This is a genomic window from Aeromonas sp. QDB17 (genome assembly GCF_027705305.1).
Taxonomy (GTDB): domain Bacteria; phylum Pseudomonadota; class Gammaproteobacteria; order Enterobacterales; family Aeromonadaceae; genus Aeromonas; species Aeromonas caviae.
This window is the reverse complement of the sequence record NZ_JAPDBP010000001.1, coordinates 293,312-319,506: the sequence shown is the minus strand read 5'-3', so window position 1 is coordinate 319,506 and position 26,195 is coordinate 293,312. Positions and strand designations below refer to the sequence as shown.

The window sequence follows — 26,195 nt, the reverse complement described above, 5'->3', positions numbered from 1 at the left end:
TCGCGTACCCATCAAAGGAGCTAGCTTTTTTGCACTATTTCGCGCTTAAGGGTCGAGCCGCCGCCGCTTTCCCGTTAAAATTCCGCCTTTGCACTTGCCCGTGAGTTCTGATGTCAGCCTTCACCCTCTCTTCAGATTGCCATGCCCTGCTGTGCGAGCTGCAATTGCAGCGCGCCGCCAGCACTCGTTACCTGCAAGACACCCTCTATGCCCCGGGCGCACCCGGGCGTGCGCTGCTCGACACCCTCGATCAGTTGCAGCAGTGGGGGCTTGTCCGTCAACGAACGGAGCAGCAGTGGAGTCTGACGGCAGAGGGAACCCTGACCCTGATCCTGGCGGTGCGTGCGGGGGAGTGCCCCATGCCGCAGTGGTCCCGCATCCCCTCGGTCACGGGCCTGGAGCGGGCACAGGAGGTGGTGCGCGAGCTCTGTCTGGGAGACGCGGGGCAGATCCCGGCCTATTACCAGAGTGCCGAACTCCTGAGCCTCCTGGATCTCCCCGATGCTCCCCGCCTGCTGGCAGGCTCCAGCCCCGCCTGGCAGGCCCTGCTGCTCGAGCACTTCGCCTTGCAGGCCCTGCTTGACGCAGAGCCTGACGAGGGCTGGCCGCTGGCTACGCTGGTCGCCTCCTGCTCCCCGGCGCTCTCTGGCCAGATCCAGGCTCGCGCCCGAGAATGGGAGTGGCTCTGCGGTTCCTTTGGCGGCGAGGTAACCACTCACTGGCCTGCACTGCAACAACTGGCGCAGCAGGGGGATGAGCAACCCCTGGCCGAGCGGCTGCTGGGGGCGCTTGGCCAGTGGCAGGGGCAAGAGGCGTCGCCCTGGCCCCGGATGTTCAGCGCCCTGCTCTGGCTCGGCTGGTTGCAACAGGCAGATCCGGTGCAGGGGAGCGAGCAGCGCAAGAAGTGGCAGCGCAGTCTGGGCCATCACTCCCCCCTGCTGGCCGATCTGCTGGGGCAGTGGGCCGGAGATCGCCACGGCCAGGCGGTCGGCCTGTTCGATACCCTGCAACTGCCGCTGGAGGAGCTCCACTGGGGTTACCTCTGGCTCGATCTCTGCGCCCTGGCGCGCCACGGCGAGCAGAGCCCCCAGGTGACCATCTTGCACAAGTGGGACCTCTCCCACGTGCTGGACGCCGAGCCCCGGCATCGACTGATGGCCTTCTGCCAGGATCTGCTGCGACTCCTGCTGGGCCGGGAGGCCGCCCATTGGCCCCTGCGCGCGTTGCGTCCTGCTCAAGGAGAGGAAGAGGATGCCACCGAGGGGGAAGGCAAGGCCCCCGCCTCGGCAAGCTGGCTCAACTGGCTGCAGGGATTGGGACGCTCGAGTGGGGTGCGCAAGCCTCGGGAGCGGCTGGTCTGGCTGCTCCACGCGGAGGGGCCTGAGCTTGAGTGCAAGATCCAGAAGCAGAGCACCAAGGGGGAGTGGACCGCCGGGCGAAGGGTCGATCCGGCCCTGCTTTCCACCCAGTACGCCAGCCTGCTGGACGAAGCTGACTGGGCACTGGTGCGCACCCTGCCGCGCAACATGGGCAAGCTGCCCCGGGATGCCTGGGTGCCCCTGGCAAACCATCCTCGCCTCTTCAATGCCAAGGGGCAGAAGCTGCAACTGGCCGTCAGCGCCCCCCTGCTGCAACTGGTACAGAGCGGGGAGGGCATGAGCGCCAGACTACATCCTGCTCCCGCCGCCCGCGGTGCGCACATCGTCCCCCTGGCTCAGGATTTGTGGCAGCTTATTCTGACACCGCAGGCGCTGCTGGACAGATTACCGGCCCTGGAGGCCATTCCGGCATTGCCGCCGGCCGGGCTCGAGGAGCTGCAACGCACGCTGGATGCGATCCCCGATCTCCCCTGGCACAGCCAGGTGGCGGGGCTCAGAGGCAACGCCGAGCTGGCCCCCTGGCCCGGCGTTCCCTCCGTCCTGCTCGACTGGCAGGAGGGGCAGCTCGTGGTTCAGCTGGTGACCCGGGAGGGGGACCTGCCTCCCTTGCCTCTGGGCAAGGGGGAGGCCATCGTGCGCCAGGGTATCCGGGAGTATCACTACTGGCAGCGGGATCTGGCTGCCGAGAAGGACGATGCCCAACGCCTTCGCAACCAGTTGCCCATCGGCCTGCCCGGCAACGAGTGGAAGCTGGACGGGGAGCAGGCGCTCACCCTGGTCAACGCCCTGCCCGAGCTGGTGGACGCCGGTGTGGTAGTGCACTGGCACCAGGACAGCGCCCGCCTCAAGAGCCTTGATGAGGCGGCTCTGAGCCTGCGCATCGAGCGGCGTCAGGACTGGTTCCAGGTGGAGGGCGCGCTCTCGCTGGACGAGCACCAGATCCTCGATCTTCGCCTCATCCTGCGCCAGCTGACCCCGGGCCAGCGCACGGTGCAGCTCGATGAGAAGACCAGCCTGATGTTGAGCGACAAGCTGGTGGATCGCCTCACCGTGCTCGGCGCCATGCTGGACAACGAGCAGCGCATCAACAACAAGCTGGCCTATCCGCTGGCCCGCCTGCTCTCCGTCATCACCACCGAGGGGGATGCCGCCTGGCAGAATCTCCAGCAGGAGTGGCAGCAGGAGGTGAGCTGTCCCCCCGAGCTGCTGACGGCGCTGCGGGACTATCAGAAGGAGGGGGTACGCTGGATGGCGACCCTGGCCCATCACGGCTTCGGCGCCTGTCTGGCCGATGACATGGGCCTGGGCAAGACCTTGCAGGCCCTCATTGTGCTGCGCATGCGTCAGCACCTGGGCCCGGCGCTGGTGGTGGTGCCCAAGTCAGTGGTCACCAACTGGCAGGAGGAGGTGGCCCGCTTTGCCCCCGAGCTCGAGGTGGTGGTGTTCGACCATCCCGCCGAGCGGGAGACCCTGATCCAGGGGGCCAGGGCCGGACAGATCGTCCTGGTCAACTACGGCATGCTCGGCAGTCTCTCCCAGGCGCTCAAGTCCCGCCGCTGGTCGAGCATGGTGCTGGACGAGGCACAGCAGATCAAGAATGCCGGTACCCAGCGCGCCAAGCTGCTGTTCCAGCTCGACGGGGATTTTCGCCTCGCCCTCTCCGGCACCCCCATCGAGAACCATTTGGGGGAGCTGTGGAGCCTGTTCAGCTTCATCAATCCCGGCCTGCTCGGGAGCCTCGGGGAGTTCAAGCGCCGCTTTGGCAAGGCGGTCAAGGATCCCCAGCACATGGCGATGCTGCGGGCGGTGATCAGCCCCTTCATCCTGCGCCGCCTCAAGCAACAGGTGCTGACGGAGCTGCCGGACAAGACCGAGATCATCCATCACATCAGCCTCTCCCCCGAGGAGCGTCAGCTCTACGAGGCTACCCGGCGCGAGGTGGTGCAGCAGGTGCAAAGTGCCGATGGCCGTGCCCTGATGCATGTGCTGAGCGGCCTGACCCGGCTGCGCCGACTCTGCTGCTCCCCCCAGCTGGTGATGCCGGAGTGGTCCCAGACCAGCAGCAAGCTGGACGAGGCGATGGCGCTGCTGGACGAAGCCATCGATGGTGGCCACCGGGTGCTGGTGTTCAGCCAGTTTGTCGATCTGCTGAGCCTGCTGCGCAGCCGTATCGAACAGCGGCAGTGGGACTACTGCTATCTGGATGGGGGCTGCTCGGCCAAGTCCCGTCAGGAGTCCATCCTGCGTTTTCGCCACGAAGCGGTGCCGCTCTTCCTCATCAGCCTCAAGGCGGGGGGCACGGGCCTCAACCTGACCCAGGCCGACACCGTGCTGCACCTCGATCCCTGGTGGAACCCGGCGGTGGAGGATCAGGCGAGCGATCGGGCGCACCGCATGGGCCAGACCCAGCCGGTGACCGTCTATCGCCTGGTGTGCGAGCAGACGGTGGAGGAGAAGATAGTGGCGTTGCACGACGAGAAGCGGGCACTGGCCGACGGCCTCCTGAGCGGCCAGTCCGAGGTGAAGGGGCTGGATGTGGAGAGCCTGCGGGCACTGCTGATGAGCTGACGGCGATGGGCTGTCGCCCGATGTGACAAGGGGAGCATCCGTGATGCTCCCCTTGTCATTTGTGGCGGTGCCGAGCCTGCGCTACCCCTGATAGAGGTAGAGGTGCAGCCGCTCTATGATGGGGTCACCGCCAATCTTGCGATCCCGGCGTGCCTGGCGGAGTTTGGGCGGGTAGTGGCCCAGATGGGTGACGGCCGGCTGGGTATCGGAGCAGAGCAGCAGGGGAAGGCTCGCCTTGATCTGCTGCTTGCGGGGCTCCCTGTCCTGCCAGAGCAGGTTGATCATGGGGTGGGTCTTGACCGGCCTGCGGATCCGCAGGGCGGCATCCGCCGGCAGGCGGCGAATGTCGTATACCTCCTGATCCACCATCTTGCTCCACTCTTCGTTGTCAAAGAGCGCCGGTACATACCGGCGGCTGCGCTCCAGCATCTCCAGTACCTGCTCCCGGCTGAGGCGGCTGATGCTCTGCTTGTCGGCCCAGGTGAAGCCCAGCGAATGCAGATCCCCCTGAAGCCAGGTCAGCTTGCGATAGACCTGCAGGGTGATGACGCCGGGCAGGGCGCCGTGCACCAGCTCGAACTTCTCGTCCCGCCCGCCCGCCGCCTGCACCATGGCCTTGAAGGCGAGCTTGTGCGCGTTGATCTCCTCGATGACGGGGGCCAACACCCTGGCGCAGGCGGCAGGAAAGCGCAGCCAGCCGGGCAGACGGTGGGTCGCCTTGGTGGAGCAGCCGGGGCGGGCGCTGTGGTCCTGAAAGGCTGCGAGGGTGGCGGCCAGGGCCGCCTCGCCCGAGAGATAGCCCACCTCGATGGCCTCGATGGGCTCATGCTCTTCCCCCTGGGCCACGGCCGGGAGGGGATAGACATGAGCCTCCAGCAGGTCGAGCTGGCCCAGTTGCCGGGCAAGGCGTGCCAGCGACGCCTCCAGCAGGGCCATCTGTTGACGCAGGGCGGCGGTGGGGGTAAAGGTGTCCATCGGCAGATCCTGTGTGTGTGCCGCTCCCTTGTTCAGCATGATATTGGGACAACGTGGGGAGGCAGCATGATAAACCACTGTATAAATAACCATACCAGTATGATGGCAGGGTGCCAAGTGTCCGGTGCCACCCTGACGATGGGGGTGACATGGGGGCATCCGGTTCAGGTTGCCTGTTCGTATCTTTTTGTTAAATAACGATCTTGTTGCGATCTATTTGTTAACAAACCCTGGTGGCCGAGAGTTTGCACCCTGCTGACTCGGCGTCGTGCCGTGCATAGCTAGCGTGGGAAAGTGCATAGTTAGAAGTGGGTGGCACAGGAGAAAATGCTGCCAGGCTGCCAGAGGGAAAGTTTCAGCATTATTTCATTTTAAAATCATATGGTTATGGTTATTGCCCTGGCGATATCAACCATTACTTTTACTAATGTCATGTATCAAAATTCGTCAATTGAGGCACCTCCCCGCCCTGACTAAGCTTTGCGCATCAAATCCGAGCCTTGCGCAGAACGAGAGAGAGGAGCCATATCATGGCCAACATGACTTATACCGAAGCCGGTTACCAGCATTCCAGCGAATCGAATCTGGTTGCTCGCGTCAAGATGACCGTCCTGACCTGGCTGGAACGCAGCCGCAGCCGTCGCCAGCTCTCCGAGCTGCCCGCCTACCTGCTCAAGGACATCGGTCTGAACGAAGCCGACCGCTATCAAGAGACCACCAAGCCGTTCTGGCGTGGTTGATCAGCCGGGCATGGATGCCTTGTTTTTCTGCTGATCCCAGGGGCATGCTGCCCATCCGTCTGCCGAAGGCATGCTGTCTTCATCTGCCGATACCCGTTCACCGCTTTCCCTCTCCCGTGTTTCCCCCCGCTTGATCCTGTTGCATGAGTTGTCACTCATTCTCGCCACTTTTGTATCCTTACTGTTTGAATTTGTTTAAAAACTGATTTTAAGCCCGGTTGCCTTGCGTATAATCCGGCCATGGCATTCCAGACTAAAGGGTGAGACGGATGATTCCCCAGCATGACTTTTTGGCCCTGACGCGCCGCCATGAGTGGCAGCTCGAGCCTTTCGCCTTCAATCTGACCGACGGTACCCGGGTGAGCGTGTGGGATACCGGCGTGATCTGCCTGGAACCCGCTTCCGAGGCGGGGCAACCCGGGCACAAGGACATCGTCCTCTCCTGCGGCATCCACGGCAACGAGACAGCCCCCATCGAGATCTGCAACCAGTTGCTGACCCGGTTGCTCGCAGAGGAGCTCAAGGTTCGTCACCGGGTGCTCTTCCTCTTTGGCAACCCCGCCGCCATGAACCAGGGGGTGAGGGAGGTGGAAGAGAACATGAACCGCCTCTTCTCGGGCGCCCACAGCAAGGGGGAGGGGCTGTGCAACCGGGAGCGCATCCGCGCCATGCGTCTGGAGCAGTATGTGAGCCGCTTCTTTGCCGACTCGGCCAGGCCCCGTTACCACTACGATCTCCATACCGCCATTCGCGGCTCGCGCCACGAGAAGTTTGCCGTCTATCCCTTCCCCCACGAACGCCCCCACTGCAAGGAGCAGGTACGTTTCCTCGGTGCCTGCGGCGTGCGCACCATACTGCTCTCGAGCGGCCCGACCACCACCTTCAGCTATTACAGCTCGCACCAGCACGGTGCCCATGCCTTTACGGTGGAGCTGGGCAAGGTGCGGCCCTTCGGTGAAAACGACATGACCCGCTTCATCGAGGTGCGCCAGACATTGCAGGAGCTGGTGACCCGGGATGAGGTGGCCCTCGAGCCATGGCGAGCCGATGACTTCACCCTTTTTGCCATAGATCGGGTGATCAACAAGCAGTCGGAGCAGTTCCGCTTCCTGTTTGCCAGCGATGTGGACAATTTCACCGAATTTCCCCAGGGTTTTGTGCTGGCAGAAGATGGGGATCGGCAATACAGGGTAGAGAAACCGCGGGAGGCGGTGGTCTTCCCCAACGCCAACGTGGCCATCGGACAGCGCACCATGCTGCTGGTGGTACCCACCCGTTTGTGGGAGTGAATTGACGCCTTTTTGTCATGCTGATCCTGCGCCACGGGCGGTGGCAAGCAGCATGGCGGTGATGGACGTGATCCCGAACTCGATATGACAGGGAGCCTGAACAGGCTCCCTTCTTTGTTTATGCTCGCCGAAAATTCCGATTACCTTCGAAAATAAAAGAAGTTTCTACTGGTCTTACCTGGATGAATCTCGTTGCCCTTTGGTTAACATGTTGTTTACATTTTAAATGTCACCTCATGGTGGTGACGCTGACAACGGCAAGGAGCCAGTTATGACCCATGTCGACATCCCCTTCCTTCGTTACCTCGATGAGGAGGGGCGCCCGGTCGCGACACTGCCGACCTGGCTGGACAAGGCGATGCTGCACACCTTCTACCGCAACATGGTGATGGTGCGCAGTTACGACAAGAAAGCGATAGCACTGCAGCGAACCGGCAAACTCGGCACCTTTCCCTCCCATCTCGGGGCGGAAGCGGTGGGGATCGGGGTCGGGCTCGCCATGCAGCCAGAGGATGTCTATGTGCCCTACTACCGGGACATGCCCACTCTCTACGTGAGGGGCGTGCCAATGGAGCAGAACCTGCAGTATTGGGGCGGCGATGAACGGGGCAGTGTCTTCTACAAGGCCGATGGCGAGTTGTCGGAAGACTTGCCCATCTGCGTTCCCATCGCCACCCAGATCACCCATGCTGCCGGCATCGCGGCCGCCTTCAAGCTGCGCAACCAGCCCAGGGTCGCCGTGGTGACCATCGGCGATGGCGGCACGTCCAAGGGAGACTTCCTCGAGGGGCTCAACTGTGCCGGTGTCTGGCATCTCCCCATGGTGATGATCATCAACAACAACCAGTGGGCCATCTCGGTGCCGCGCAAGTTGCAGTCGAGCGCGCCCACCCTGGCCCAGAAGGGCATAGGGGCCGGGGTGCGCAGCCTCCAGGTGGACGGCAATGACGTGGTGGCGGTCTATGAGGCGACCCGCGCCGCCGTCGAGCGGGCTCGCAGCGGCAAGGGGCCGACGCTCATCGAAGCCGTCAGCTACCGGCTCGGGGATCACACCACCGCCGATGATGCGACTCGCTATCGTGACGGCGCCGAGGTGGAAGCGGCCTGGGCCAGGGAACCGGTCAAGCGGCTGCGCCAGTTCATGTTTGAACGGGACTGGTGGGATGAGCAGCAGGAACAGGCACTGCTGGCAGAGGCGGGCCGGGAAGTGGAACGCGCCGTTGCCGCCTACGAGGCCATCACGCCCCAGGCGCCGGAGACCCTGCTCGATTACCAGTTTGCCGAGCTGCCGAAGGCCTATCTTGCCCAGCGTCAACGCATCATCGCCAAGGGCATGCAGCAGAGCGGGGAGGGACTATGAGCGATATCACGCTGCTTGAAGCGATCAATCTGGCGTTGCACCACGAGATGGCACGCGATCCTGATGTGGTGGTACTGGGGGAGGATGTGGGGGTCAACGGCGGTGTGTTTCGCGCCACAGTGGGGCTTCGCGATAAATTCGGGTTCAAGCGGGTCATCGATACGCCGCTGGCCGAAGGGCTCATCGCCGGAGTGGCGGTGGGCATGGCGACCCAGGGGCTCAAACCCGTGGCCGAGTTCCAGTTCCAGGGCTTCATCTTCCCGGGCATGGAGCAGATCATCTGCCAGGCGGCACGGATGCGAAACCGGACCCGTGGCCGTGTCACCTGTCCCATCGTCTACCGCTCCCCCTACGGCGCCGGCATCCATTCGCCCGAGCACCACAGCGAGAGCGTCGAGGCCCTGTTTGCCCATATCCCCGGGCTGCGGGTCGTTATCCCTTCGAGCCCGAAGCGAGCTTACGGCCTGCTGCTGTCGGCTATTCGGGATCCGGATCCCGTGATGTTCTTCGAGCCGGATCGCATTTATCGCTCCATGAAGTCGGATGTGGTGGATGACGGCATCGGCCTGCCGCTGGATGTCTGCTTTACCCTGCGTCCCGGCCGGGACATCACTGTGGTGGCCTGGGGAGCCTGCATCCAGGAAGTCATGCGGGCGGCGAACCTGCTGGCGGAGCAGGACATCCAGTGCGAGGTGCTGGATCTTGCCACCATCAAACCCCTGGACATGGAGAGCATCCTGACCTCGGTACGCAAGACCGGGAGGTTGCTGGTAGTACACGAAGCCTGTGGCAGTTTTGGGGTGGGGGCCGAAATCGTGTCCCAGGTGACCGAAGAGGCGATGACTGCCCTCAAGGCGCCGCCAAGACGCCTCACCGGCGTGGATGCCGCCGTCCCCTACTATCGCAACGAGGAGTATTACCTCATCACCGAGCAGGAGATCGCGCAGGCAGCTCGGCAACTGATGGAGAACCAGTGGCTATGACGCGCGACAGGTACGGATGCGCAAGTGCCTGGGCCACAGGGCTCCATGGTGTCTGTCAATGTTTGGTGATGTCCCAGCAGAGGGAGAGCAGGTCATGAAATTTTTCAAATTGCCGGATCTGGGCGAAGGACTGGTCGAGGCCGAGATCGTCGAGTGGAAGGTGAGCGCCGGTGATACGGTGCAGGTAGATCAGGTACTGCTGTCGGTGGAGACGGCTAAGGCGTTGGTGGATGTGCCCTCGCCGGTGGCCGGGGTCATCGCCAGATTGTGCGGGCAGGAGGGGGACATCCTCCACATCGGGGCACCGTTGGTGGAGTTTGAAGGGGGCGAGGATGACGGCACCGTCGTTGGCAAGGTCAGCGCCCATCAGCAGCATATCGAGGATCATTTCGTGGTGGGGGCCATGGCGCCCGGCGGTACGTTGGTGCAAGCCATGCCAGCGGTCCGTCTGCTGGCGCAAAAACTGGGGCTGGATATCGACAAGGTCAAGGGAACCGGCAGCGCTGGCATGGTGACCGAGCAGGATGTGCAGCAGGCGTTCGAGGCCCAGCAGGAGAGCGGCAACGAATTCCTGAAAGGCTCGCGCCGGGCCATGGCCAAGGCGATGGAGCTCTCGCACCGGACTGTGGTGCCGGTGAGCATCACCGACGAAGTGGACTTGCGCCACTGGCGCCCGGATGAAGATGTGACTGTGCGCCTTATCAAGGCGATGGGCGTGGCGTGTCGGGCCGAACCCTCCATGAATGCGTGGTTTGACGGAGAGACCCTGTCGCGGCGTCTGTTCAGGGAGGTCAATGTGGCCATCGCGGTTGACTCCAAGCATGGGCTCTATGTGCCCGTGATGGAGAACGTGGCTGAACGGGACTCGGCTGACATACGGCAGGGACTGGATCGGATGATCGCCGATGTCAAGGCCCGTGCCGTGCCGCGGGAAATGCTGCAGGGGGCAACCATCACCCTCACCAACTTTGGCGCCATCGCTGGCCGTTACGCCAGCCCCATCGTCACACCACCCCAGGTGGCCATCATAGGTGCGGGCAAGTTGTTCGAGAAGGTGGTGTTCATCCACGGTGAGGCGCGCCCGGTGCGTGCACTTCCCTTGTCGATGACGTTTGACCACAGAGCCTGCACCGGTGGAGAGGCGGCTCGCTTCCTCAAAGCCTTGGTCCAGGCACTGGAGTCGGCACAGGTCTGACCCGCTGTACCCCGCCGCTGGCGGGGTACAAATTTGTTTGCGTAATCGACAAAGGCACGTATAATGTTAACCAGCTTGAAAAGGCGATAGTTATGTCAATGAATATGATGTTTTACATCTTTTCCTGTTGTTCATAAGTAATCCCGTTTTTTGAGCTTTACCCGCTGAAAAGCATAAGTAATTATTTTGAATACAGGTTTAAAGATATGTCTAACATGATCACCGGTACCGTTAAGTTTTTCAACGAAACCAAAGGTTTTGGCTTCATCCAGCAAGAAAACGGCCCGGACGTTTTCGTTCACTTCAGCGCCATCCAAGGTAACGGCTTCCGTACCCTGGCTGAAGGTCAGCGCGTACAGTTCTCTGTGACCCAAGGTCAAAAAGGCCCGCAGGCTGAGAACGTAACTGCTCTGTAATTCTTGCAGAATTTAAGAAAGCCGTGGTACCTCTGGTGCCACGGCTTTTTGTTTTCATGGCTTCTCAATACGCGTCATGACCCTGCTCTCCTCCCTCTTGCTGACCGTGGCGTTGACCGGTCAGGCCAGCCCGCCAACGCCGGATCCTGCGGTGAATGATGCCGTGTCCGTGTGCCAACAGTTTGTACATGTTCGTCTGGGAAACGCGGTGAAACCCGATGAGATCAGGGTACAGCCGGTGCCAAAACGGGCGGGGGAGTGGCTGGTCGATGGCAAGATAAAAGGACCCGAAGGTCCTTTGCTGTTTGCTTGTCTGCTGCGACAAGGAGAGCGCTGGGAGTTGCTCAACTTCTCGCTCTGGGCACCACAACCGCTCAATTCGGCTTGAGTGCGACCAGCAGGTGTTGGAGATGCTCCAGCATGGTCATGCCGAAAGGGGTCAGATAGCCGCCATCTGCCGCGGTGATCAGGCCCTGGCTGTGCAGGCGCGCTGCCGCCTGGCAAAGCGCTTCCGACATGTCGCTGCGCAGCTTGATCCCCAGGCTCATGTTGGCCGGATCAAAACACGCCAGTATTTTCAGCTCATTCACAAAATCGTCAGAAACCTGGTTGATCCCACTCATGGATGCACTCCTTACGCTAAAGATGTATGCAACCTAGCATCCCCGGTGCCTCTTTAGTGGGCGCTGGCTCAAACAATTAGCCTTTATCGGGGCCGCTCTGGTTCAAACGCTGCTTTTTTGGACGCTATCTATCACCGGTCCGGCTGGACGCAAACGCCCCCAGCAAGGCAAACATGCTAGAATGGCACCCTCGTTCACCCTCATGACCAGGCGTGATGCCAGGTCATCTTGTTCAAGGCGCGTCTCATGATCACTGTCACTCTGGTCTCTCTGCTGCACTCTCTGGGTCCCCGTTTTCCTGTTTATGCTCCCTCCTTGCTGCTCCCTCTCCTAGCGCAACATCAAGGAGATCTCTGGCTGCCGGCCATTCGTGGGGAAGACGTGACAACCCTGCGTCAGCATGGCAAGGATGCCCAGAGTCTGGCTACCTTGTCGGCAGGCTGGTGTGAATTCGCGGCCCAGAGCAAAGAGACGCCGGAGCTCGATGCGCTGGCAAGTTACGATGAGGAGATGCTGGACAACCTGCAGATGTACTGGCGCCACCCGAGCAAGATAAACAGCCCGATCACCGATAACCTGTTCGAGCTGCGCCGCGAGGTGGTGGACGAGGCCCATGGCGGCAAGCTGGTTGCTGCCTGGAGTGCCGCCCAGCAAGCACGGCTTGAGCAGATCATGGTGGGGGTCGCTGCGGGGCGGGATCAGCTCTGCTTTGTGGAAGTGGAGTCCGCCTATTGGCTGAGGGAGCGACTGGGTGAGACCGCGGGACTCCGGCTGTTGACCCCCGAGCTGGGGTGAGGCGATGGAAAGACGGATGACCTATTACTCCTGCTGGACAAGGGGTCGGCAAGATGTGAACATGTCGCCCTTTATTGAACGAGAGACTTGACCGATGAGCTATGAACTTAGCGACACCGAGCGCAATGCCGCGCTGCAACTGAACGCCGATTACCGCTTTGATCACTTCATCAGCAAGCTGGTCGAGCACGAAGAGCTGTTTGTCCTGACCGACGAACACGGCGTCATGATGCTGACGACCGAAGAGGAAGATTGCATCCCGGTATGGCCGCATCCCGACTACGCCAAGGCCTGGGCCGAAGGGGAGTGGGCCGAGTGCAAGCCGCAGTCCATCACCCTCAAGGTGTGGCTGGATCGCTGGGTGGACGGCATGGAGCAGGATGATCTCTGCGTGGCCGTGTTCCCGACGCCGGATCAGGAAGGCATTGTGCTGGACCCGGCCGACGTCGCCGACGCCATTGCGCAAAAGCAGGCCAAACGCAGCTGAATGCCCTCTGCCTGGTGCCATCCCGGTTGTAACAAAGACCCCGCCAATGTGCGCAATGCTGTTCAGATAAGCACATTTTTGACTAATTATTCATAAATGCGACTTGAGTTGGGGGAGCAAGGCTGTTTCCAGTCGATGTTCCTTCAGCCTTTATCCAGCGTGGCTTGCAATAGAAAGAGGGAGGCATCATGCCTCCCTCATTTTTTAGCCCTGATACTACGTGGACTGGAACTCAAATTCTCTTAAGTGAACAGCATTGCGCCAATGTGCGGGGTCTTTTGTTTTAGGGCTGACGGTGCCAGCTGCCCTATTTTTGCTGGTAGGTGGTATCCGTGATGGTCACTGGCGGGAAGGTCTGCCCCCCTTTGATGGCGGCCCGGGTCTGCGCCTTTGCCGCTTCGTCAATCCAGAGCAGGCCGCCAAAGCTGTAACCCGAGTTGGAGCCGTCGAGGGGCCAGTAGAGCAAGTCGCTCTGGGGGGTTGCCGGCACCTTGGGCAGGCGTATCCAGCGCCAGGCGCCGGCCCGGGTATAGGGCACCTGATAGGCGGGGACGAAGCTGGCGAGCTCATAGAGTCGCTCCTGGATCTGGCGGGAGAGGTCGGCCTTCTTGCCGAAATCGAACGCCTTGTCGTATTGCTCCACCAGGGCCGAGATCCTGTCGTCATCGATGTTCATGATGTTGTTGGTCTGGGGCTTGTTGGCATTGACCCTGTGGAAGTGTTCCCAATAGGCGGGATAACGACCACCGCTCCAGGCCATCCAGGCACTCTGGTGTTTTTTCTCCAGCATGGATTTGAAGCCGGCAGACGCATCCATCAGATTGAGCTCGAGGTTGAGCCCCGCCTTTTTCGCCTCTTCCCGCAGCAGGGTGAGACGCTGGGCATGTTCCGCCGTGGTGTAGGTGATGCTGAGGGAGAGGGGCTGGTCCTTGTCGTTTCGCAAGATGCCATCCGGTCCGGTCTTGGTAAAGCCCGCCTTGGCAAAGAATTCGCGAGCAAGGGCGGGATCGAAGGGGCGCGCCTTGAGGTCGGTATTGGTGAACTCTCCCTGGCCCGAGCCATAGGTGTTGAGACGCTGGTAGTCCCCCCGCAGCAAAGTCGCGATCATCTTGTCCAGGGCGAGGGCGTGCTGGATGCCGAGTCTGACGTCGAGATTGCTCAGCAAGGGATCGGCGGTGTTGAGATAGAGCCCCATGGGGGGCTGAGGCGTCTGGTTGTAGAACCAGAGCCGCTCGATATAACCCTTCTCGAATTCGGCGGTCTTGCTCTTGTCGTGCCACCAGTTGGGCATCACGAGGGGGAAGGTGTCGAGCTCACCGCGCAGGAAGTGCTGCCAGGCGATGTTCTGATCCCTGAGCACCTTGATCTCGATGCGATCCGGATTGAAGCGGTGCTGGAAGTAGCGCTCGTCGTTCCCCCACCAATCCTTGACCCGGTCGAAGGTAACCGACTTGCCCTTCTTGAGCTCGCCAATCTGGTAGGGGCCGGTGACCGGCAGCACCTTCCAGTTGTACTCCTTGACCCAGTTGGCGGTCAGCTTGATGGCGTGGCTGGGCTCCGGGGTGAAGGGGAGGGCTTCGAGCAGATCTTCCCGGCTCTTCTCGGTGCCGCTGGTGATGGCGAGGGTGTGATCGTCAAACTTGGTCACTTCGCTTATCTGGGTGCTGTAGTAGTTGTTGTACCAGGGGTCGTTGATCTCCTTGCTGCGCATCATCTTGAGGGTGAAGACCCAGTCGTCCGCAGTGACGGGCTGGCCGTCCGACCAGCGGGCCTTGGGGTTGATACGAAAATAGAGCGTCTTGTTATCCGCGCCGAAAGCCCACTGGTTGGCCAGCATGGGGATGGGATTGCGCGTCACGGGATGGGTGCTCAGGAGCGGCAGGTTGGTCTCGCGCACGTAGGCTGCAAAGCCGCCGTTGGAATCCGGCCCGTATTTGCGCAAGGTGAGCGGAAAGCTCGACATGAAATCCCGGAAGGTGCCGCCTCGCTTGGCCTCGGGGTCTGCATAGACGGGATCGGTGTCGTTGTTCTCCCATTTGAGATCTGCCGGCAGGGTGGCACTCCAGCCGAACGGGCTCCAGCAGAAGGGGAGCAGCATGGCCATGACCCGCATGATGCCTGGTAAAGAGGGGATGATCGAAAATGACGGATGACGCATGTCCTTGCTCTCCTGATGATGGCATCCTGCCGAAATAACGGGGTGGGCCCAAGAGGGCCTGACCCATGATGGGAAGTTTCCCGGGCGAGGTCAATCCTCGGTTTGGGTCTTCAAGAAGCGCATCTTGCCCCCCAGCAGATGCACCACGAAGCCGAGCAACACCAGACCCGAGCCCAGCCATTGCAGGGGAGTGGGGTGTTCATCGAGCAGCAGGGCGGCGGCCACCATGCCGACACAGGGAACCAGCAGGGAGAGGGGGGCAACCTGGGCCACCGGATAGCGCATCAGCAGCCTCCCCCACAGGCCATAACCGAGCCAGGTGGCGATAAACGAGAGATAGAGCACGCACAAGACGCCCTGCCAACGGATGTTGAGCAGGCTGCTTGCGATGAGTTCGGGCCCCTCGAACAGCCAGGAGAGCGCGAAGAAGGGCAGGATGGGCACCAGCCCGCCCCAGGCGACCAGGCTCGGCAGAGAGGTGCGATAGCGCAGACCTATCTGGCGATTGATGACGTTGCCAAGGCCCCAGCAGGCGGCTGCGCACAGCGTCAGCACAAACCCGATGAGGGTGAGGTTGCCCTCGCCATGGGTGGCAATGAGATAAAGACCTGCTCCCGCCAGCGGCAGTGCCACCCAGTGGTGGGGCTGCCAGCGCTCTCCGAGCCAGATCATGGCGAACAGCAGGGTGAAGACCACCTGGGATTGCAGCACCAGGGAGGCCATGCCGGCGGGCATGCCGAATTTCATGGCGCAGAACAGGAAGGCAAACTGGCCCAGGCTGATCGCACCGCCATAGGCCAGCAGCCAGCGCCAGGGCATGGCAGGCCTGGGGACCAGCAGAATGGCCGGGAAGACGACTCCGACGAAACGCAGTGCTCCCAGCAGCAGTGGGGGGATGCCTTCCAGCCCCCACTTGATGGCGACGAAGTTGAGTCCCCAGCAGAGAATGACCAGGGCGGCCAGACACTTGTCCTTGGTTTGCATGCGGCATCCTTGTTTGAGCGGCGCCCGCACGGCAGGGCGCCGAAGGGGTCGAGCATACCTGCTACAGGGTGGGCACCGTCAAGGGCGCAGGTGTCTACCTGCACACCGGGCGAGCGCGGGCTAAGCTAAAAAGTGAGCGCCCCGATTGACGGGTTGGCGTCGATGGCTAACCGGAGGTATTCCATGAGCGACCATACCCTGCTGCCCCATCTTAAATGCGAAAGGGGACTCCCTCCGACGTAGGTGGGAGGGGAATTTCGCCGGGGCGTCAGCCCCGCTGGTTTTGAATGTATTGCTTGATCACCTCCAACGGTGCTCCGCCGCAAGAGCCCGCAAAGTAAGAGCGTGACCAGAGTACGGGTTTGCTGTAAGCACCTCTCAAGTCCAGAAATTCATTACGCAGTCGCCTTGATGTGACCGCCTTTAACGAGTTCACCAGTACCGATAGCTGCACCGTTGGCGCGTACTCTATCAGCATGTGAACATGATCAGCCTCTCCGTCACACTCTTTCAGTTCCGCACCAAAATCTCTGCAAACCTCTGCCGCACACTGACCGAATGAAGCGTGATGCAGATCCCCCAGTATCGGCTTTCGATACTTGGTAATAAACACCAAATGTACGTGCAAAACGTAGGCCGCATGGCGTGATTTATTAATTTTAGTGAATTGCATTCTGTCACTCAATCGGGCTTAATAGATATGGCGATAATGCTACACACTGAGCGCTAAATGCAAATTCTGAAAGCCTACAAGTTCCGACTCGAACCGACAGCCCAACAAGCGCAACGCCTGCGCCAGTTGGGCGGTTGTGCTCGTTATGTCTGGAATCACGGGCTGGCAGAAACCAAACGCATTCTGGATGCTGGCGAAAAACTGCCTTCTGCCTTTGAGCTGAACAGGATGCTCACCAGTTGGAAGAAAGACCCAGAAATGGCCTTTCTGGCCGAGGCATATACCGACAACCTCCAGCAGAAGCTCAAGGATTTGCATGGCGCGTGGATGCGCTACTTTGATAAGAAACTCGCCGCCAAGGCACCCGTATTCAAGAAAAAAAGCGACAACCGCGACGCTATCCGGTTCGTCAACTTCGACAAGTATTGCCGCCTTGAAAAGGGTCGAGTGAAGCTGCCTGCCGGGCTGGCGTGGGTCAAGTTTCGCCAGTCCCAGCCAGTTGAAGGGAAAATTAAAAACGCGACCGTCAGCCAAGCAGCCGGGCACTGGTATATCTCCTTTCAGGTCGAGCAGGAGACGTCCGAGCCAATTCACCCCTCCGGCTCAATGGTCGGGCTGGATGCGGGGATCGCCAAGCTCGCAACCCTGTCAGATGGCACGGTGTTTGAGCCCGTCAACAGCTTCAAAACCAATCAGACCAAGCTGGCAAGGCTCCAACGCCAGTTGAGCAAAAAGGTAAAGTTCAGCAGCAACTGGAAGAAACAAAAAGCCAAGATCCAGCGGCTGCATTCACATATCGCCAATACCCGCCGCGATTACCTTCACAAGGTCACAACGACTATCAGCAAAAACCACGCGATGATCGTCATTGAGGATTTGAAGGTTGCCAGCATGTCAAAATCAGCAGCGGGCACGACCAGCCAGCCGGGGCGCAACGTCCGGGCAAAATCAGGGCTGAATCGTTCGATATTAGATCAGGGCTGGTTTGAGCTGCGCCGCCAGCTCGAATATAAGCAGGCATGGCGAGGCGGTCAGGTGTTGGCGATAAACCCGGCCTACACGAGCCAGCAGTGCGCCTGTTGTGGGCATACTGCGAAGGATAACCGCCAGACGCAAAGCCAGTTTAAATGCGCTGCGTGTGGTTATGAGGCGAACGCCGATGTGAACGGCGCTCGCAATATTTTAGCGGCGGGACACGCCGTTTTAGCCTGTGGAGGCGTGGTGCAATCAGGCCGCCCGATGAAGCAGGAACCCGGTACTGCGCGAGCAGCTATCACCCAGTAATGGGAATCCCCCTCCTGTGACGCGAAGCGCTAAGGTGGGGGAGGATGTCAAGGTGAAGACTTGCGCCGCGCGGTGCGCTGGCTCAGCGAACACCATTGCCGCGAGCAGCCGTCAACAAGCCGGACAGGTTAGACGAAGTTGGCCAGGTTGATGCCAAACTCCTTGGGGTCCACCGTGCTCTCTATGGTCTCTTGAACCCCTTTCTTAGCGAGATCCAGCCACTGCACATCGAGATAGTGTCGACGACCGGCGTGATAGATCACCTTGACCACGGGCTTGAGCGGTTGTTGTTCATTGCGTTGCATTACGACAGCCAAACGTTGGTTGGAGAGCTGCACCAGGGTGCCCACCGGATAGACCCCCATGCACTTGATGAATTTGGTCACCAGGTCGGCATCAAAATGCAGATCAACCCCCTTGAGCAAAATGCGAAACGCCTGGGTAGGCTGCATGCCTTGTTTGTAGACCCTGTCTGCCGTCACCGCATCGTAGACATCGACGATGCCACTCATGCGGGTGTAGAGGGAGAGCTGATCCCCCTTGAGGCGCCGCGGGTAGCCGGTGCCATCGATCCGTTCGTGATGATTGGAAGCGACTTCCAGCATGATGGGGGTGATGCCGGCGGTGGCGGCCAGGATGTCGTGGCTGTGGATGACGTGCTCGCGCATCACCTCCAGCTCCTCATCGGTGAGCTTGCCCGGTTTGTTGAGCACCTCGTCCGGGGTCATGATCTTGCCCACATCGTGGAGCAGGCCACCGAGGGTCAGCTCCTTGAGCACGCTGCGATCCAGCCCCAGGTAGCGGCCGAAGTTCGCCAGGAGGATGGCGACATTCATGGAGTGCTCCATCAGGTAGGCATCCTTGGCACGGATCCGCGCCAGACAGAGCATGGCATCGCCGTGGGTGAAAATGGTATCGACCATCTCTTCGGCCACGGCGGCAAGGGGCGTGATGTCGATGGGCTCTCCGGCCTTGAGATGGCGAATGAACTTGCCTTGCAGTTCGCGCGCTTCCTGATAGAGCCGACGGATCTTGAGCTCGCGCCCTTCACTACTGCCGATCTGACGAGAGGAGCCCGCCCCGTTTGTCACCACATCCGCCGGGCTTGCCGTGCCCCCTCCCGGCAGCTTGCTGCGGGCAAGATCCACCCGCACCGTCAGCACGCCGCGCCGGATCAGCGCCTCCACCTGTTGAGGGTTGGTCACCATGCCCGTCTGGGCAATTTCCATGGCGCCGGTCTGGCTGGCAATGGCAATGACATACATGCCAGGTTTCAACTGGCTGACGGGGATGATGGGGTGAGACTTCGTCGGCTTCATGGGTACATCCTGGGCTTATTATTATGTGTGATGTCGGTCTGCTGACGGCAGTCTATCACTGGCACATCATGGCGTCAGGCGCCATCTTGAGTCCCTGTCGCTTAGTACTGGTGTTGTCGGGTCTGACCGATATAATGTCGCCCCCAATCATGATGGATTCCGAGGTTTTTGCATGCGGCTCGACAAATTTCTTTGCGATTGCTCCGATTTGACCCGTTCCCAGGCGGGCAAGCTGATCCGTCAGGGGGAAGTGCTGGTAGACGGCGTGCTGGTCAAGCAGCCCGCCTTTCACATCAATGAGCAACACCAGATCGAGTTTGACGGTGTGACCTTGACCCTGAACCTGCAGAATCGCTACTTCATGCTGCACAAGCCGGAAGGATATGTCTGCTCCAACGAGGACCCGGATCACGCCACCGTGTTCCACCTGCTCGACGAGCCGGCCATGGGCAAACTGCACGTGGTGGGGCGCCTCGATCTCGATACCACCGGGCTGGTGCTGATCACCGATGACGGCCAGTGGTCCCATCGCATCACGTCGCCCCGGCACGAGTGCGCGAAGACCTACCATGTCTGGCTGGCTGATCCCGTGAGTGAAGAGGCTATCTCGCTCTTTGCCGACGGTATCTACCTGCGCAACGAGAACGACAAGACCCGCCCTGCGGAGCTGGAAATCCTGGACGAGCGGGAAGCACGCCTGACCATCCACGAGGGCAAGTATCACCAGGTGAAGCGGATGTTCGCCGCCATCGGCAACAAGGTGATCGGGCTGCATCGGGAACGCATCGGCGATCTGGCTCTGGACGATGAGCTGGCACCGGGGGAATACCGGGAGCTGACCGAAGAGGAAGTGGCTCTGTTCTAGGGGCGCGATCGCCTCTCTCCCTGTCCGGCACGGGGGAGCATCGGCGGCTCAGTGCCGCCGATGGGCGTGTTGGTCCTTCCTTCTTGCAGGAGAGACGGGGCTCAGTTCCCCATTCCGAGCACCAGGGCCGTGCCCAGGGTGGCGAGTAGGGCACCGGCCCAGGCGGGGAGCGAGGGACGCATCCCCGAGTGCCACCACAGCAAGGGCAGCAGAATGACCGGCGTGGTGGAAGACAAGATGGCCACCATGCCCACATCTCCCTGACGCAGTGCCACCAGGATCAGGGTCATTCCCAGCGTCATCGCCAGAAATCCGTTGATGCCTATCATGCCGAGCACTTGCCGGTTGATGGGGTTGTGCGGCATGGCGAGCGGCAGGCGCAGTGCCCGCAAGACGCAGTGTGCCAAGAGGGCGCTGCCCATGCGCACGCCGGAAGCGCTCACCGCGTCCACGGTGCCGCTCATCATCACCGGCTTGGCGATGATGGCTCCGAGGCTCTGGCACAGGGCTGCGGTGAGGCCAAGGGCTATGCCGACCACGAGGCGGCCGCGCACCTGCTCCCATTCGTTCTGCGGGTTGTCGCCACGACGACCAAACAGGATGGCGAGCATGACCCCGGCCAGGACCAGCAAGGCGCCCGGCAGGCGCCAACCATCGAGCTGCTCGCCAAAGAGCCAGAGCCCGAGCAGGGCGGAGAAGAGGGCGTGGCAGGAGAAGAGCAGACCGCTGCGCCTGGGGCCGAGTCGGTTCATGCAGGCAAAGAGGGCGGTGTCGCCGACGAAGATGCCGATGAGGCCGGAGAGGGCCAGCAGGGGAAGGGCGCTCTCGGTGAGGGTCTGCCAGCCTCCCGTCACCAGACTTGCGCTGGCCAGCATCAGGCTGACCAGGAACATCCGCCAGCGGCTGTAGGCAAAGGCCCCCAGATGGCGAGCCTGTTTGACGGAGATGAGGGCGGCGATCGCCCATAAACTGGCGGCAGCCAGCGCCAGCCATTCGTAACCCATAAAGACCCCTGAAACGGTAGACGACAACCGGACCTACAGGCGACATATCACCCCGGGCCGATTGCTTACGGGGCAGGGGAGCGTGCCTTCTTGCTGTCGCACGCACCCGTGGCCGCTATGTCGTCATAAAACCATGAAAAAAATAGCCCGGAAGACTCCCTCTATCGGGCAGGCCCGATACAATACGGGCCGTCTTCGGGGATAACAAGCGCGGCATCATGCATTCGTTTCCAGGCGCGCCGCCGGCCTTCTCTCTATTGCAGTCAAAAGAATTGAACGAGGTTAATGTATGTTTTACCGTTTCGCCGTCAGGCCAGCCCGTCGCTGGCTATCTCCCTTACTGCTTGGGTTGATGGCGGTGCCGCCGTCACTGGCTAGTAGCGTGGTTGAGCAGACTTACATTTCAGATAGACAAACCCTGGTCAAAGGCAATGGCGCCGAACCCGAGTCCCTCGATCCGGCCCTGATCCGCTCCGGCTTCCCAGGGGAGGTGGTGCTGGTGGACCTGTTCGAGGGGCTGGTGAGCGAGGATGGACAGGGCATGATAGTGCCCGCCCAGGCCCAGCGCTGGGAGACCAGCGAGGATGGACTGGTGTGGCGTTTCTTTCTGCGTCCCCAGCTCAAATGGTCCAACGGCGAGCCCCTCACAGCCCGGGATTTCGTCTACGCCTGGCGGCGGCTGCTGAATCCGGCGCAGGCTTCCCCCTCCGCTGGCCTGTTGCTGGCGACCGGCATCAACAATGCCCAGTCCATTTATGCCGGTGCGCTCGATCTCGATGCCCTGGGGGTGGAGGCAGAAAGCGACCAGATCCTGAAAGTGACCCTGGAGCGTCCCGTTCCCTATTTCCTGCAACTGGTCAGCCAGCGTCCCTTCGTGCCGGTCAACGAACGGGTCATCACCCAGTTTGGCAAGCAGTGGACCCAGCCAGGCAAGATGGTGAGCAATGGCCCTTACAAGCTGGCGAGCTGGGTGGTGAACGAGCGCATCGAAGCCGAGCGCAACCCCCAGTACTGGGATGACGCCCATACCCGGATCCAGCGGGTGACCTACCTGCCGCTCGCTTCCCAGCATGGGGAGCGGCTGCGTTACGAAGCGGGGGAGATCCAGCTCACCAACAAGGTGGCGCTGGAGTACTACCAGAAGACCATGCAGGAGGCACCGGAGCGGATCTGGGGTTTGCCGCTGCTTGGCACCTATCTTTATGCCTTCAATCTCAATCTCCCTGAATTGCAGGATGTGCGGGTGCGCCAAGCGCTCTCCATGGCCATTGATCGCTACCTGCTGACCGAGAAGGTGAGCGGCCAGGGAGAACGTCCTGCCTGGTCATTGCTGCCCGCCATGCCAGGTTATGACGAACTGGATATCCCCCTCTCCCGGGAAGACCAGTCAACTCGGTTGGCCCGCGCAGCCGCGCTGTTGGCCCAGGCAGGCTACAACAGCGCCCATCCTCTCAGGTTGACACTGACCTACAACACGTCGGAGAACCACAAGAAGCTGGCTCTGGCGGTGGCGGCCATGTGGAAACCGCTGGGGGTAGAAGTCTCCCTCAACAACATGGAGTGGAATGCTTATCAGGTGGCCAAGAACAGTGGTGATTTCATGCTGGCTCGTTCATTTTTGTTTGGTGATTATGTCGAGCCGTCGTCCATGCTTGGCAGTTTCCGCTGCCAGGATCCCCAGAACGAGAGCGGCTACTGCAACCCCGTCTTCGATGGTCTGCTGCAGCAGGCCTCCGAGACCCTGGATGCCAACGTTCGGTCCGGGATCTATCATCAGGCCGAGCAACTGCTGATGGAGGAGGTGCCCGTCATCCCCGTCTATCACTACAACCAGATGAGACTGGTGGACCCGGCACTGCGCGGCTTGCCGAGCCGCAACCTCAAGGGCGCCATCGCCACCAAGGATCTCTATTTCAGCCAGCCATGAGGAGTGTGGAATGAAGATTGCTATTATCTCGGATCTGCACGGCAGTCTGACTGCCCTCGAGCAGGTGCTGGCGCAACTCGCTCCCTGGCAGCCTGATCACTATCTGCTGCTCGGGGATCTGCTCAATCACGGGCCGCGCAATCCGGTGCCGGCGGGGTATGATCCTGCTGCCGTGGCTGCAAGGCTCAACCAGCTGGCCCCCCGCATCATGGCGGTGCGTGGCAATTGCGATTCGGAGGTGGACCAGATGCTGCTCCACTTCCCCATCACGGCGCCCTACAACCAGCTACTGGTGGATGGGCGGCGTTGGTTTGTCAGCCACGGTCATCTCTATGAGCCCAGCAACGTGCCCCTGCCTGCAGGGAGCCTGTTCATCAGCGGTCATACCCATGTGCCTGTGCTATGTCAGGAAGGAGAGATGATCCTGATGAACCCGGGGTCTATCTGTTTTCCAAGGAGCGAGTGGGTGGCCAGTTATGGGCGATATCACGAGGGCCGCATGAGCATTCATGCCTGCAAGGATGGAGAAACCCTGATGCAGCTGGTGCTCTGACTAGGGGCCCAAAAGGAGAGGAAGCCCGAAGGGGGAGAGGAGATCAGGCCTTGATCCCGAAAGAGCGGGTGCCTGAGCGGGTATTGCCTTTGGCGTCATAGGTCAGGGAGCTGCTGTCTCTGAGCTTGCTGAGGAAGCTGGCGAGACGGCGATTGGAGACAATACTGAGTTCGAGCAGACGTCCGTTGAGATTGTTCTGCTCCTGGCAGGCTTCCAGCTTGGCTTGAAGGGCCTGCAATTGGGTCGGGAAGGCGCTCAGCTGTTGCTTCAGGTCGGGTAGCTCCGCCAGAGTCTTGTCCAGCGTCTCGATGGCCACCAGCAGTTGCTGCTTGCGATCGGCGAGTGCCGGCAAGGCAAGGGCCCGGTGAGCCTTGAGGAGGTCGAACTCCTCTGCCAGCAAGCCTTGCATCTGGGAGAGGTTGTCGTCCTGAGCGCGCAGCAGCGAAGGGAGGTCCATCATCCCAACCGTTTATCCAGATCGGCTTCAAAGCTGAACATCTTTCTGGCCACGGTTTCGCTGTTGACCTTGTACTCCCCACTGGCCACGGCCTTCTTCAGGCTCTCGACGCGGCTCTCGTTACCGGTGGAGGCGGTGTTGAGGGTCTTCTGCATCTGCTGCGCCTCACTGGTCAAGGAGACAGAGTCGCTCTTGACGGTGGTCGCACGGCTGCCCTCGCTGGAGGTCGCCGGCTTGGTGGCTACACCTTGACTGCTGCCGCTGTTTTGCAGGCGGTTGTTAGCCAAGTTGTTGATATTGTTGATAGCCATAAGGTTTACCTTCGTCTGCTTTACTGTTCGCTTACCTGTGTATCGGTGACGGCGGTCAGAACTTTAGAAAAAAATTGCGCAGTGCATTCATGTGTCAGAATGTCACAATCACGGAGCCCACTGCACTGACCTGGCCTTGCACCGTTCTGCCCGAGCGCGTGTTGACAAGCCGGATCATGTCTCCGAAGCTGCCATCTTGCAAGGCGCGGGCCATGGTTTTGATCTGCATGCTGCTGTTTTCGGCGCTCAGGGTGACCTGGTCCCCCTTGCAGACCACGCATACCTGGGTGAGCCTGATTGGCTGGCCCGGTTTGAGCTCACGCTTGCTGCGTACCCCGATGAGGGCGGTCGGGTCGGTAAGGTAGTCGCCACGGATCAGGGTCTGGTCCTGGTATGCCAGGGTCAGCATGGGTTCACTCAGAATGTCCCCCTTGGCAACCGGGACGGTGACGGTGACATAGGGTTTCTGGATACTGACCCGGACCGGTAGATAGAGATCCCAGGATTTCTCTCCCTCGCACTTGAGGTAGACGGTGGTGTTGCGACGGATCTCCATCCTGGCGGGGAGGGAAATGGTGAGGGCATCTTCGCAGCGCGTGAGGGGGAGGCGCTCGTCAATGGTACCGGCCTTGACGTCGGCCTGTGCATCGAGGGGAATATCGAGCTGGTCGAGCACGAACGCCTGTGCCTGTTCTTGCAGATAGTCGGTGACCTCGGACGCCATGGCGTGAGACAGACTGCAAAACGGCAGTAAGATAAGGAAAAGTCTACTAATCATTTTTGCTTACCGGTCGATAAGTTATTCACGTATACCACCGTAGTTAACTATGCTTGCTCCAGAATTATTCGATTGTTGAAACAACGATGATCTGATGCAAGCCAATGTGCATGCATAATGACATGCACGATCAGTGCCAAGCATTTTTAGGGAGTGTTTATGGCGAGTATTCTGGACTCGGTCAACCAGCGAACCCAGCTAGTGGGACAAAACAGGCTGGAGCTGCTGTTGTTTCGTCTCAATGGACGTCAAAGATTTGGCATCAACGTATTCAAGGTACGCGAGGTGCTGCAGTGTCCCCCTCTGACCGTCATGCCCAAGCTCAACTCCTGCATTCGCGGCGTGGCACATATCCGTGGCCAGACCATCTCGGTGATCGATCTCAGCATGGCGATGGGCAAGCGCCCCATCCAGGACCTCTCCAAGTGCTTCATCATCATCTCCGAGTACAACCGCTCCATTCAGGGGTTCCTGGTCCACTCGGTCGAGCGCATCATCAACATGAACTGGGAGTCCATCCTGCCGCCACCCAAAGGGGCCGGTCGCATCAACTACATGACGGCGGTGACCGAGGTAGATGGTGAGCTGGTGGAGATCCTGGACGTGGAGCGCATTCTCAACGAGATCTCGCCGGTCTCCACCGAGGTGTCCACCGAACTGGTGGAAGCAAGCGTGGAGCGCAATCCTCACGGGCGTCCCGTGCTGGTTGCGGACGACTCTTCGGTGGCGCGCAAGCAGGTTCAACGGGCACTGGAGGCTATCGGGGTACAGTGCGTGCTGGCCAAGGATGGACGGGAAGCGCTCAACATGTTGCTGGAGATGTCCAAGAACGGTCCCATCAAGGATCAGATAGCCCTGGTCATTTCGGACATCGAGATGCCGGAGATGGACGGTTATACCTTCACCGCCGAGATCCGCAACAATCCCAACCTCAAGGATTTGCATGTTATCCTGCACACTTCCCTCAGTGGGGTGTTCAATCAGGCCATGGTGCAGAAAGTCGGAGCGAACAATTTCATTGCCAAATTCCAGCCGGATGAATTGGCCAAGGCCGTACAAGGCGCTCTCTAAT

General features: G+C 60.6%; 25 protein-coding genes. 15 read left to right on the top strand and 10 right to left on the bottom strand.

From position 1 onward, the window contains the following. Positions 1-110: 110 nt before the first annotated feature. Entirely contained in the window at positions 111-3,947 is a 3,837-nt protein-coding gene (locus OKC41_RS01405; protein ID WP_270671611.1) for a DEAD/DEAH box helicase, read from the top strand. 81 nt (positions 3,948-4,028) lie between these two features. Here the strand turns inward: OKC41_RS01405 and OKC41_RS01400 are convergent, their stop codons facing one another. Further along, positions 4,029-4,922 (bottom strand): DNA replication terminus site-binding protein, encoded by an 894-nt coding sequence (locus tag OKC41_RS01400; RefSeq protein WP_042877736.1) that lies wholly within the window; start codon positions 4,920-4,922, stop codon positions 4,029-4,031. Between the two features lie 530 nt (positions 4,923-5,452). Between OKC41_RS01400 and OKC41_RS01395 the strand changes: the two genes are divergently transcribed. The 7 genes from OKC41_RS01395 to OKC41_RS01365 all read left to right on the top strand — a co-directional run bounded on the left by OKC41_RS01395 (position 5,453) and on the right by OKC41_RS01365 (position 11,293). Continuing rightward, complete coding sequence (locus tag OKC41_RS01395; RefSeq protein ID WP_010675316.1) at positions 5,453-5,662, top strand: DUF1127 domain-containing protein; 210 nt, start codon at positions 5,453-5,455, stop codon at positions 5,660-5,662. Between the two features lie 269 nt (positions 5,663-5,931). Then, positions 5,932-6,951, top strand: coding sequence for a succinylglutamate desuccinylase (gene astE, locus OKC41_RS01390; protein ID WP_010675315.1), 1,020 nt, complete (start codon positions 5,932-5,934; stop codon positions 6,949-6,951). 271 nt (positions 6,952-7,222) lie between these two features. Continuing rightward, positions 7,223-8,311 carry a pyruvate dehydrogenase (acetyl-transferring) E1 component subunit alpha gene (pdhA, locus tag OKC41_RS01385; protein ID WP_041213175.1) on the top strand — a complete coding sequence of 363 codons (1,089 nt, stop codon included), beginning with the start codon at positions 7,223-7,225 and terminating at the stop codon, positions 8,309-8,311. Continuing rightward, positions 8,308-9,294: an alpha-ketoacid dehydrogenase subunit beta gene (locus tag OKC41_RS01380; RefSeq protein ID WP_052814703.1), complete on the top strand. Its 987-nt coding sequence runs from the start codon at positions 8,308-8,310 to the stop codon at positions 9,292-9,294. The genes pdhA and OKC41_RS01380 overlap by 4 nt, the downstream gene beginning before the upstream one ends. Positions 9,295-9,388: 94 nt before the next feature. Continuing rightward, positions 9,389-10,489, top strand: coding sequence for a dihydrolipoamide acetyltransferase family protein (locus OKC41_RS01375; RefSeq protein WP_270671610.1), 1,101 nt, complete (start codon positions 9,389-9,391; stop codon positions 10,487-10,489). Between the two features lie 206 nt (positions 10,490-10,695). Continuing rightward, positions 10,696-10,905, top strand: a complete 210-nt coding sequence (locus OKC41_RS01370; protein ID WP_005302803.1) for a cold-shock protein — start codon at positions 10,696-10,698, stop codon at positions 10,903-10,905. Positions 10,906-10,981: 76 nt separating this feature from the next. Then, positions 10,982-11,293 (top strand): hypothetical protein, encoded by a 312-nt coding sequence (locus OKC41_RS01365; RefSeq protein WP_089503662.1) that lies wholly within the window; start codon positions 10,982-10,984, stop codon positions 11,291-11,293. Here OKC41_RS01365 and OKC41_RS01360 read toward each other — a convergent pair. Then, positions 11,280-11,528: a TIGR02647 family protein gene (locus OKC41_RS01360; protein ID WP_010675310.1), complete on the bottom strand. Its 249-nt coding sequence runs from the start codon at positions 11,526-11,528 to the stop codon at positions 11,280-11,282. The genes OKC41_RS01365 and OKC41_RS01360 overlap by 14 nt on opposite strands. A 246-nt stretch (positions 11,529-11,774) precedes the next feature. Here OKC41_RS01360 and OKC41_RS01355 point away from each other — a divergent pair, with 246 nt between their 5' ends. Both OKC41_RS01355 and OKC41_RS01350 read left to right on the top strand, forming a co-directional pair. Beyond that, on the top strand, positions 11,775-12,323 hold the full coding sequence (locus OKC41_RS01355) for a hypothetical protein (RefSeq protein ID WP_045524136.1): 549 nt from the start codon (positions 11,775-11,777) through the stop codon (positions 12,321-12,323). A gap of 94 nt (positions 12,324-12,417) precedes the next feature. Continuing rightward, positions 12,418-12,810: a DUF2750 domain-containing protein gene (locus OKC41_RS01350; protein ID WP_039040225.1), complete on the top strand. Its 393-nt coding sequence runs from the start codon at positions 12,418-12,420 to the stop codon at positions 12,808-12,810. Positions 12,811-13,117: 307 nt separating this feature from the next. On the opposite strand, the gene OKC41_RS01345 is transcribed toward OKC41_RS01350, so the two are convergent. The 3 genes from OKC41_RS01345 to tnpA all read right to left on the bottom strand — a co-directional run bounded on the left by OKC41_RS01345 (position 13,118) and on the right by tnpA (position 16,625). After that, positions 13,118-14,923: an extracellular solute-binding protein gene (locus OKC41_RS01345; protein ID WP_270671646.1), complete on the bottom strand. Its 1,806-nt coding sequence runs from the start codon at positions 14,921-14,923 to the stop codon at positions 13,118-13,120. Between the two features lie 135 nt (positions 14,924-15,058). Further along, positions 15,059-15,952, bottom strand: a complete 894-nt coding sequence (locus OKC41_RS01340; RefSeq protein WP_010675306.1) for an EamA family transporter — start codon at positions 15,950-15,952, stop codon at positions 15,059-15,061. A gap of 268 nt (positions 15,953-16,220) precedes the next feature. Then, positions 16,221-16,625: an IS200/IS605-like element ISAs26 family transposase gene (tnpA, locus tag OKC41_RS01335; protein WP_010674034.1), complete on the bottom strand. Its 405-nt coding sequence runs from the start codon at positions 16,623-16,625 to the stop codon at positions 16,221-16,223. Between the two features lie 57 nt (positions 16,626-16,682). Between tnpA and OKC41_RS01330 the strand changes: the two genes are divergently transcribed. Further along, positions 16,683-17,909, top strand: coding sequence for a transposase (locus OKC41_RS01330; RefSeq protein ID WP_270671609.1), 1,227 nt, complete (start codon positions 16,683-16,685; stop codon positions 17,907-17,909). A gap of 128 nt (positions 17,910-18,037) precedes the next feature. Here the strand turns inward: OKC41_RS01330 and OKC41_RS01325 are convergent, their stop codons facing one another. Beyond that, positions 18,038-19,228: an HD-GYP domain-containing protein gene (locus OKC41_RS01325; protein ID WP_270671608.1), complete on the bottom strand. Its 1,191-nt coding sequence runs from the start codon at positions 19,226-19,228 to the stop codon at positions 18,038-18,040. Positions 19,229-19,400: 172 nt separating this feature from the next. Here OKC41_RS01325 and rsuA point away from each other — a divergent pair, with 172 nt between their 5' ends. Next, a complete protein-coding gene (gene rsuA / locus OKC41_RS01320) occupies positions 19,401-20,093 on the top strand; it encodes a 16S rRNA pseudouridine(516) synthase RsuA (protein WP_124244230.1) in 693 nt (230 codons plus the stop codon). A gap of 101 nt (positions 20,094-20,194) precedes the next feature. Here rsuA and OKC41_RS01315 read toward each other — a convergent pair whose 3' ends face one another. Next, complete coding sequence (locus tag OKC41_RS01315; protein ID WP_270671607.1) at positions 20,195-21,097, bottom strand: DMT family transporter; 903 nt, start codon at positions 21,095-21,097, stop codon at positions 20,195-20,197. Positions 21,098-21,386: 289 nt separating this feature from the next. Between OKC41_RS01315 and OKC41_RS01310 the strand changes: the two genes are divergently transcribed. After that, positions 21,387-23,024: a peptide ABC transporter substrate-binding protein gene (locus tag OKC41_RS01310; protein WP_270671606.1), complete on the top strand. Its 1,638-nt coding sequence runs from the start codon at positions 21,387-21,389 to the stop codon at positions 23,022-23,024. 10 nt (positions 23,025-23,034) lie between these two features. Then, positions 23,035-23,577 carry a phosphodiesterase gene (yfcE, locus tag OKC41_RS01305; RefSeq protein WP_270671605.1) on the top strand — a complete coding sequence of 181 codons (543 nt, stop codon included), beginning with the start codon at positions 23,035-23,037 and terminating at the stop codon, positions 23,575-23,577. Between the two features lie 43 nt (positions 23,578-23,620). Here yfcE and OKC41_RS01300 read toward each other — a convergent pair whose 3' ends face one another. From OKC41_RS01300 to flgA, 3 genes are all read right to left on the bottom strand, one after another. Continuing rightward, positions 23,621-24,037, bottom strand: coding sequence for a flagella synthesis protein FlgN (locus OKC41_RS01300; RefSeq protein WP_052815062.1), 417 nt, complete (start codon positions 24,035-24,037; stop codon positions 23,621-23,623). After that, the gene (gene flgM / locus OKC41_RS01295) at positions 24,034-24,345 is read right to left on the bottom strand and encodes a flagellar biosynthesis anti-sigma factor FlgM (protein WP_270671604.1); all 312 of its coding nucleotides are present in this window, start codon (positions 24,343-24,345) and stop codon (positions 24,034-24,036) included. The genes OKC41_RS01300 and flgM overlap by 4 nt, the downstream gene beginning before the upstream one ends. A 94-nt stretch (positions 24,346-24,439) precedes the next feature. After that, complete coding sequence (gene flgA / locus OKC41_RS01290) at positions 24,440-25,045, bottom strand: flagellar basal body P-ring formation chaperone FlgA (RefSeq protein WP_309295569.1); 606 nt, start codon at positions 25,043-25,045, stop codon at positions 24,440-24,442. A 237-nt stretch (positions 25,046-25,282) separates the two neighbouring features. Between flgA and OKC41_RS01285 the strand changes: the two genes are divergently transcribed. Next, positions 25,283-26,194: a chemotaxis protein CheV gene (locus OKC41_RS01285; RefSeq protein WP_010675296.1), complete on the top strand. Its 912-nt coding sequence runs from the start codon at positions 25,283-25,285 to the stop codon at positions 26,192-26,194. The last annotated feature ends 1 nt before the right edge of the window (position 26,195 follow it).